Origin of the sequence: Parafrankia elaeagni (assembly GCF_000374165.1) — a bacterium.
GTDB classification, from domain to species: Bacteria; Actinomycetota; Actinomycetes; order Frankiales; family Frankiaceae; genus Parafrankia; species Parafrankia elaeagni.
Genome location: NZ_KB893792.1, coordinates 1 through 9,363, shown reverse-complemented (window position 1 = coordinate 9,363; position 9,363 = coordinate 1). Strand labels below are relative to the sequence as shown.

General features: G+C 71.5%; 4 protein-coding genes. 1 reads left to right on the top strand and 3 read right to left on the bottom strand.

Annotated features, from left to right (window positions below):
• The 3 genes from B207_RS36460 to B207_RS0130635 all read right to left on the bottom strand — a co-directional run.
• On the bottom strand, positions 1–5,798 hold a 5,798-nt coding region (locus B207_RS36460; protein ID WP_407671488.1), incomplete at its 3' end, for a type I polyketide synthase.
• A 330-nt stretch (positions 5,799–6,128) separates the two neighbouring features.
• Entirely contained in the window at positions 6,129–7,601 is a 1,473-nt protein-coding gene (locus B207_RS0130640; protein ID WP_018640515.1) for a PH domain-containing protein, read from the bottom strand.
• Positions 7,598–8,038, bottom strand: a complete 441-nt coding sequence (locus B207_RS0130635) for a PH domain-containing protein (RefSeq protein WP_018640514.1) — start codon at positions 8,036–8,038, stop codon at positions 7,598–7,600. The genes B207_RS0130640 and B207_RS0130635 overlap by 4 nt, the downstream gene beginning before the upstream one ends.
• Before the next feature lie 423 nt (positions 8,039–8,461).
• Here B207_RS0130635 and B207_RS0130630 point away from each other — a divergent pair, with 423 nt between their 5' ends.
• Positions 8,462–9,298: an IS5/IS1182 family transposase gene (locus B207_RS0130630; RefSeq protein ID WP_018638110.1), complete on the top strand. Its 837-nt coding sequence runs from the start codon at positions 8,462–8,464 to the stop codon at positions 9,296–9,298.
• The last annotated feature ends 65 nt before the right edge of the window (positions 9,299–9,363 follow it).

Genomic DNA, 9,363 nt, shown 5'->3' with positions numbered 1-9,363 from the left:
CCCGCCAACGCCTGACGAATCACCCGCTGCTGCGCCGGCCCATTCGGCGCCGTCAACCCATTCGACGCACCATCCTGATTAACCGCACTCCCCGCCACCACCGCAAGAACCCGATGCCCATACCGCCGAGCATCGGAAAGCCGCTCCACCAGAAGAACACCGACGCCCTCACCCCACGCCGTCCCGTCCGCACCCGCCGCGAACGACTTACAACGACCATCAGCCGACAGGCCACGCTGCCGGGAGAAATCAATGAAGGCGTCAGGGGTGGCCATGATGGTGACGCCACCGACAAGCGCCATCTCACAATCACCCGACCGCAGCGCCCCCGCCGCAAGGTGCAACGCGACCAGCGACGACGAACACGCGGTGTCCACCGTCACCGCCGGGCCCTCCAACCCGAACGAATACGCCACCCGACCCGACAGCACACTCGCCGCGGTACCGGTGCCGAGGTATCCCTCGACGTCGGAGGAGATTCTGCTTCGTTCGGCCGCGTAGTCCTGACCGTTGGATCCGGTGAACACGCCTACTGAGCGGCCGCGCAGGGACAGCGGATCAAGACCCGCCCGTTCGAAGGCCTCCCACGACGTCTCCAGCAGCAACCGCTGCTGCGGGTCCATCGCCACGGCCTCGCGCGGGCTGATGCCGAACAGTGCGGCGTCGAAGTCGCCCGCGTCGTAGAGGAAGCTGCCTTCGCGAGCGTACGAGGTGCCGGCGTGATCGGGGTCGGGGTGGTAGAGCGAGTCGAGATCCCAGCCGCGGTCCGTGGGGAGCGGCCCGACGGCGTCCTCGCCGGCCAGGACCAGTTCCCACAGCCGCTCCGGGGTGTCCACGCCGCCCGGGAACCGGCATCCCATGCCCACGATCACGATCTGGTCGTCGTCCGAGGTCGCCATGGCGGAGGTCGCCGCGGCGGTGGGCTCGGAGACGGCGACCACGGAGCCGGAGACCCGCGAAAGCACGAACTCCGACAGCCGTTCCACCGACGGGTAGTCGAAGACAAGCGTGGCGGGCAGCGCCAGCCCGGTGGCCACGGCCAGCCGGTTGCGCAGCTCGACGGCGGTCAGCGAGTCGAAGCCCAGCTCCTTGAAGGCCCGGCCGGGCGCCACCGCCTCCGTCGACGGGTGCCCCAGCGCGGCTGCGACGTGTGTACGCACCACATCCCTGACCAGGCGCGCCCGTTCGTCCGCGGGCAGGTCGGCCAGCCGTTGCACGAACGACGACACCACCGTCGCGCCCTCGGCGGAGACGGCGGCCTGGGCCTCGGGCAGATCCGTCAGCAGCGGCCGTGGCCTCGCCGCCGCGAACACCGGGAGGAACACGTCCCAGCGGACGTCCGCGATGGTAAGGAGGTCCTCGCCGGCACCGACCGCCTCCGCCAGGGCGGCGACCGCGAAGTCGGGCTCCATCGGGACCAGTCCCTGCTGTCGCAGCAGTGCCGCCTCGTCCGGGTCCGCGGCCATCCCGATCCGCGCCCACGGCCCCCAGGCCACGGCGGTCCCGGTCTGCCCGCTGGCCCGCCGCCGTTCGATCAGCGCGTCCAGGGCGGCGTTCGCCGCCGCGTAGGCGGCCTGTCCCCCGCTGCCCCAGATCCCGGAGATCGACGAGAAGACCACGAAGGCGTCCAAGGGGACGTCCGCGAGCAGCTCGTCGAGATGCAGAGCTCCCGCGACCTTGCCGGCCAGCACCCGGGCCAGATGCACCTCGTCGGCGGCCATGAGCGGCGCGTCCTGCGCCACGCCCGCGGCGTGCACCACGGCGTTGATCTCCCCGACCGACGCCAGCAGCTCCGCGACCGCCGCCCGGTCCGCCAGATCGCAGGCTCGGATGTCGGCCTCGATCGGCAGCGATGCGGCGAGCTCCCCGGCACCGGGTGCGTCCGGCCCGCGCCGGCTCACCAGCACCACCCGGTCCGCGCCGTTGGCGGCCACCCACCGGGCCACCTCCGCGCCCAGAGCACCGGTCCCGCCGGTGATCAGCACCGTGCCGCCGGGGTGCCACACGCGGGTGTCCGCGCCGGATGCCAGTGCGTGCGATGCGTGCGATGCGTGCACCAGCCGGCGCACCATGATTCCGCTGCCGCGCACGGCGACCTGATCCTCACCTCCGGTCAGGCCCGCCAGCGTCGCCACGATCCGTGGCGCCATCCTGCGGTCGATGTTCTCCGGCAGGTCGAGCAGGCCGCCCCAGCGGTCCGGGTGTTCCAGGCCGACGACCCGGCCGAGGCCCCAGACCTGCGCCTTTTCAAGATCTACGGCAGGGTCGGCGCGCCCGGTGGAGACACCGTTGCGGGTCACCAGCCACAGGGGCGCCCCGATCCCGGCGTCGCCGAGCGCCTGCACGGCCACCAGCGCCTCGGCGGCCGACGCCACCAGCGCCAGCACTCCGTCAACCGGGGATTCCTCCTCGGACAGGAGCGCGACCAACGACGACCGGTCCGGGCTGGTGGGAACCGAGCGCACCGAGGCGCTGGCCGCGAGGAGCACCGCCGAAAGGGAGGGGTCGTCGCCGATGAGCAGCCAGGTGCCCGGCAGCGTGGCCGGCAGGGTACCCGCCACGGCGGCCCGCGCCGGCTCCGCGACCGGCTTCCACGTCACCCGGTACCGCCAGGCCTGTGCGGTCGAACTCAGCCGCCGCCGGGACCGCCAGGAGGCCAGTGCGGGCACGATCTCCGCGAGGGAGCCGCTGGCGACGCCGAGCTGGTTCGCGAGACCCGGCAGGTCGGCCTGTTCGACGGATTCCCAGAAACCGGCTTCCAGCGCGTCCGCTTCGGCGGAGGGCCGCGGGGGCGGCGACGAGGGCAGCCAGAAGCTCTGCCGCTGGAAGGCGTAGGTCGGCAGGTCGACCCGCCGGGCCCCCGTCCCCTCGTACACGGTCGCCCAGTCCACCTCCGTTCCGTGGACGAAGAGCGACGCCAGCGCGGTCAGGGCGGTGCGGATCTCGTCCCGGTCCCGCCGCAGCGCCGGCACGAACACCGCCGCGTCCGCGTCGGGCAGGCACTGACGTGCCATCGCCGTCAGGACGCCGTCCGGGCCGGCCTCGACGAACCGGGTCACCCCCATGCCCGTGAGGGAGTCCACTGCGTCCGCGAACCGGACCGGTTCGCGGACCTGGCGCACCCAGTACTCCGGATCCGTCCACTCGCCCGCCCCGACCGGGCGGCCGGTCACCGTCGACACCACGGGCAGCTTCGGCTCGCGGAACGACAGGAGGCGCAGCACCCGACGGAACTCGGCCAGCATCGGCTCCATCAACCGTGAGTGGAACGCGTGGCTGGTCCGCAGCCGGGTCGACTGCCACCCGCGGGCTTCGACGAGCCCGGCGAACGCGTCGATGGCCGCGGAGGGCCCGGACACCACCACCGACGTCGGCCCGTTGACCGCGGCGAGGTCCAGCTCTGCTCCGAGGAGCGCGACGACCTCGGCGGACGGCGCCGCGACGGCCAGCATCGACCCGCCGGCGGGCAGCGCCTGCATCAGCCGGCCGCGGGCACCCACCAGGGCGGCGGCGTCGGAGATGTCCAGGACCCCGGCGGCGTGGGCGGCGGCGACCTCACCGATGGAATGTCCGGCGACCGCGTCCGGCGTCACCCCCCAGTGCCTCAGCAGGGCGAGGACGGCCACCTCGACGGCGAACAACGCCGGTTGGGCGTACTCGGTCCGGTCCAGCAGCTCCGGCTCGTCGTCGAGGACGGTGCGCAGCGGACGGTCGAGCTGCAGATCGAGGTGCCAGCAGGCCTCGTCGAAGGCCGCCGCGAAGACCGGGAACGCGGCGGACAGCTGCCGTCCCATGGCGATCCGCTGCGAACCCTGCCCGGTGAACAGCACCGCGAGCCGGCCGGAACCCGCGGTGCCCGTGAGCACGGATGACGACGGGATTCCCTCGGCCAGCGCCGACAGGCCCGCCCGCACCTCCTCGACACCGGTGCCGAGGACGACCGCCCGGTGGGCGAACCGGGCCCGGGTGGTGGCCAGGGACAGGCCGAGATCGACCGGCGACGCCCCCGGCGACCGGTCGACCAGGTCGGCCAGGTTGGTCGCCTGTCCCCGGAGCGCGTCCGCGCTGGCACCGGAGAGCACCAACGGCGCAACCGGCAGTACCGGTGCTGCCGGTTGCGCTGGCAGTGCAGTGTCGGTCGATGCGGCGGGCGCCGGCGCGTGCGGGAAGGCTTCCAGGAGCAGGTGGGCGTTCGTGCCGCTCATGCCGAACGACGAGACGGCGGCCCGGCGCGGCCGCTCACGGGCCGGCCACTCGACGGCCTCGGTCAGCAGGCGGACCGTGCCGGCGCTCCAGTCGACGTGCGGGGTCGGCTCGTCGACGTGCAGCGTGGCCGGCAGCACTCCGTGCCGCATCGCCATCACCATCTTGATCACGGCGCCGACCCCGGCCGCAGCCTGGGTGTGGCCGATGTTGGACTTGAGCGAACCGAGCCACACCGGATCGTCCGCCGGCCGCTCCCGCCCGTAGGTGGCCAGCAGCGCCTGGGCCTCGATCGGGTCACCCAGGACGGTGCCGGTCCCGTGCGCCTCCACCACGTCGACGTCGGCGGGGGTGACACCCGCTACGGCGAGCGCCTGGCGGATGACCCGCTGCTGGGACAACCCGCTGGGAGCGGTCAGGCCGTTGGACGCGCCGTCCTGGTTGACCGCGCTGCCGCCGATCACCGCGAGGATCTCGTGGTTGTGCCGTTGGGCGTCCGAGAGCCGCTCGACCAGGAGCATGCCCACGCCCTCGGACCAGCTGGTGCCGTCGGCGGCGGCGGCGAACGGCTTGCTCCGGCCGTCCGCCGCGAGGCCGCGCTGCCGGCTGAAGGCGACGAAGGAACCGGGACTCGCCATGACGGCGACGCCGCCGGCGAGCGCCATGACGCATTCACCCTGGCGCAGTGCCTGCACGGCGAGGTGCAGGGCGACGAGCGACGACGAGCACGCCGTGTCGACGGTCAGCGCCGGGCCGTGGAAGCCGAGCGTGTAGGCGACACGGCCGGAGGCGACGCTGGCCGCGTTGCCGGTGACGAGATAACCCTCGATGCCGTCCGTGGCGTCCTGGATGCGCGGGCCGTACTCCTGGGTCTCGGCTCCGACGAAGACGCCGACGCGCTGCTCGCGCAGGCCGGTGGGGTCGATACCGGCGCGCTCGAACGCCTCCCACGAGGTCTCCAGGACGAGCCGCTGCTGGGCGTCCATCGCGAGGGCCTCGCGCGGGTTGATCCCGAAGAAGTCTGCGTCGAACCGGTCGGCGTCGTAGAGGAAACCGCCGTGCCGGGTGTAGCTGGTGCCGGGCCGGTCGGGGTCGGGGTGGTAGAGGGCGTCGAGGTCCCAGCCGCGGTTGGTCGGGAACTCGCCGATGGCGTCCACCCCGGACGTCACGAGCTGCCAGAGGTCTTCGGGCGAGGTGACGCCGCCCGGGAAGCGGCAGGCCATGCCGACGATGACGATGGGTTCGTCGTGCTGTGGGGGCGGCAGCACGGCGACCACGTTCTCGGGCTCCAGGCCGAGCAGCTCGGCCTGGAGGTGCCGGGCGAGTGCGGCCGGCGTCGGGTAGTCGAAGATCAGCGTGACCGGCAGCGCCAGCTCCGTCGCCGCGGCGAGGCGGCTGTGCAGTTCGACGGCGGTGAGCGAGTCGAAGCCCGACTCGAAGAACGTCGCGGTGGCGTCGACGGGATCGGACTCGGGCCGCCGCAGGGCTCCGACGGCGAGCCGCGTGACCAGGGCGACGAGGAGGCGGTGCTGGTCCTCCGGCGTCAGGGAGGCCAACCGATCACGAAGCGTCGAGGATTCCCCGGACGAACTCACCATGTCAGGCCCACCATCCCGAAAAAAGCCAGAAAACAACCCAACGCTATTAGCGCAGGCTAACTTTCTCGGGGGTGGGTCCACAGCCCCTAGTCGGCCCCTAGCGCTCCAGGGCCGGCACAGCTGGGACTACAACAGCGGGACTGCACAAACAATCAGGGCGCAGTGCTGATACTCGAAGCCCCTTTATATCGGACGGGCCGGATCCCCGCAACGCCCGGGCCGGGCACCATCCCCGGCCGGCGCCCAGCTGCGCCCGTGATCGAGCCCAGCCGTGGCGGGCCGATGACCGGGCGGCCTGCCATCGATCCGGCGCCGCACCGGCGACTGTTACTCGAGAAAGGAGGTCATCATTCCCGGGGTGGCCTTTTCGGCGATTTCCAGACCGTCGGCCACCGCCACGTCGCGCACCTTGTAGGCGCCCCGTCCGGCGGCCACGACCGGGCTGATGGTGAGCAGCCCCGCCCGGCGCTGAAAGAAGGACTGGGTCACCCGCCACCCGATGATTCCAGCACAGTCGATGAGCACGGTCCGGCGGAGAAAGGTGCCGTACCGGGTCACCAGGTAGGGCCCGTCGACGGCGTGCCCGAGGCTGCGGTGGGCGTCGAGGGCGGCGAGGACGGCGACCGGCAGCAGGACGAGCGCGCTGGCCCACGCGATGTGCAGCAGCACCTCGGTGAGCACGACGCCCAGTACGACCAGCGGCACCTCGGCGAGCATGACCAGGCCGATACCCCAGCCGAGACGGCGGCGCAGAGCGGCCTGCGGATGGCCACGCAGCCGGATGCGACTGATCACATCCGGGGACTCGTCCAGTACCACCGCCGCCACCCGGTGGACCTCGGCCAGCGGCGCCGGCGGCAGGAGGACGCTCCTGCGCGAGATCGAGCTGTCGTCGCTGTTGCCCAGGCCGACGGCGATCGCGTTGAGCCTCGCCCCGCCGGCCCAGCGCAGCAGTACCGGCTCGGCGACCTGGAGTCCGCGCAGCCGCCGCTTCTCCAGCCAGAACGACCTGGTGGTGAACAGTCCTCGCCGCGACCGCAGGGCCCGGTCCGCATGTTCGAGCTGGAAACCCCACCAGTTCTCGATCAGTGCCAGCACGCCGCCGGCCGCTCCGACGGCGACCACGACGATCAGGGGGATGACGATCGACGCCCACAGCGGCAGCGCGGTGATCCCCCGCGCGATCCCTCGCAGGACGCCGATGTCCGCCGGGTTGATGCGCAGCGCGTCGACCAGTTCGAAGAAGGTGCCCAGAATCACGCCGATGCCGGCGTAGCCCCACATGGTCAGCGGCGCGTACCGCAGCCAGCGCCAGTCGATGGTGGCGATCGGCCGGCCCGCCCCGCCGGCGAACAGACGCTGTCGCAGCTCCTCCGCGGAGGCGACGGACACCCCGTCCAGCACCAGTTCGCGACTGTCCGCGTCCGAGTCCTGCCCCGTGCTGATCCGCACGGCACGCAGGCCGAGCAGCCGGTGCATCGGGCTGGCGGTCAGGTCCACGCCGCGGATCCGGGCTCTCGGGACGGCTCGCCGACGCCGGAACAGCACACCCGAGTGGACCTCGACGCGCTGGTCGGTGACCCGGAACCGGGTGGTCCGCTGACGCAGGAGGAACACCGCCGCGATCCCGAGGAAAGTCAGGAAGATCGAGCCCAGTGTGATCAGTGCCGGCAGGTTGATCTCGCCGCCGGTGAGCAGCAGCGTGAGCGCGGTGGAGAGCAGTGGCGGCACGAGCCACGCCGCGCTGACCAGGACGGATCGGGCGTCGAGCCGACGCCAGGGAACCGTCGGGTCGGTCACGTGGCGTCCTCGGGCGAGGTCTGGGTGCGGGCGGCGAGCGTTTCGGCCAGGTCGGCGGCGACCGCCCGGTCCAGGCCGTGGATGACGACCGGGCCGGCCGCTGACGCCGTGGTCACCGTGACACCGGAGAGGCGGAACATCCGCTGGATCGGCCCGCTCACCGTGTCGACCGTCTGGATCCGGGAGATCGGCGCGATCCGCGACCGCACCCAGAACCACCCGGACCGGGCGTAGACGGCGTCGTCGGTGGCCTCCCACCGGTGCACCCGGTACCGCCACACCGGGACCACCGCGAGGTAGCCCAGCCCGAGGACCCCGACGACCGCCAGGGACAGGCCGAGCCACGGCCGGGCCGGCGGGATGAGTGCGGTGAGCAGGGCCAGCACTGTCACCGGCGGCAGCACCCAGACAAGCCCCTGTACCGCCCACCACCCCATCGCCCGACGTTGCAGCTGCCGACTCGGCGGTCTCAGCTGGAGTGTGGACCTTGGCTGGAGCTGGTTTCCGCCAGTCACGCGGCTCATGCTACACAATCACACGTTCATTTCCGGCGACGTCCAGACCGGCCCCCAACTAGGGGTTCGGGTCGCATAGGGGTTGCCTCCCCGACAGCTCTCGGCAATTAATTGCGATGCGATCAAATCCCTCCGGGGCCACTTCTACGCGCCCGTTAACATTCGCCAAAAAGAAAGCGACGCGATGCTCATTGAACCTTTCCCCGTAACGAGTCGTCACGCTCCGCGTTTGGTTGCTGTGAGTGACGGACGGGCGGTGCGTCGGGGGTGGTAGGCGACGAAACGCGAGGCCTCGGTAGGAAGTAGTCCTTCCACAGATCAACTTCCGAGAGGCCCCGCGTCGCGATGAGCATCCCATATGTCTCCTACCTGCCCGTCAGCGATCACACGTTCTGGGGTCTGGTCCGCATCCTGGCGGCGGAACGCGAGCGCATCGGCACGCGGAACGGGACCCGGAAGCTCGGCTGCGCCGACCAGGCCACGGTCGTGATCCGCTGGTTCTGCGACGGCACCAAGGTCAGAAGACTCTGCGAGGATCACGGGATCAGCAGGAGCGTGTGCTACCGCGCGATCCACGAGGGTCGAGCGCTGCTGGCCTGGCAGGCGCCTGACCTGCGCAATGCCCTGATCGCCGCGAAGATGGCCGGCTACGACCATGTGATCGTCGACGGCACCCTCGTCGAGACCGACCGCCTGTCCATGCCCGGCCCGACGAAGGGCGTGGACCTGTGGTGGTCGAAGAAGGCCCACAACCACGCGGGCAACATCCAGGTCGTCACCGCCCCGGACGACGGCTTCCCGCTGTGGGTCTCCGACGTCCGGCCCGGCCGGGAGCACGACCTGACCGCGCTGCGTGCCTCAGGCGCGATCGGGGTCCTGCGGGAGTGGACAGGCGACGAGCTCCACCGGGTCCTGTTCGACCTTGGTTACGAAGGGTGCGCGACCCAGGAGGGCCCGCTCGCGATCCCGTTCAAGAAGCCGAAGGGTGGCACCCTCACCGACGAACAGAAAGGCCACAACAGGATCCACAACGCGCTGCGCGCCGTCGGCGAACGTGGAAACGCCCTACTCAAGGGCACCTTCGGCGTCCTGCACAACGTCACGATCGACCCCTGGCAGATCGGCTCCGTCGCGAAGGCCTGCCTCGTGCTGCTCCACATGGAGCACCAACGCACCACCTGAAGGTCAACCCACACACACGGAGTTGTCGCTACCGAAAGCGACGACAGGTTACCGGGAAAGGTTCA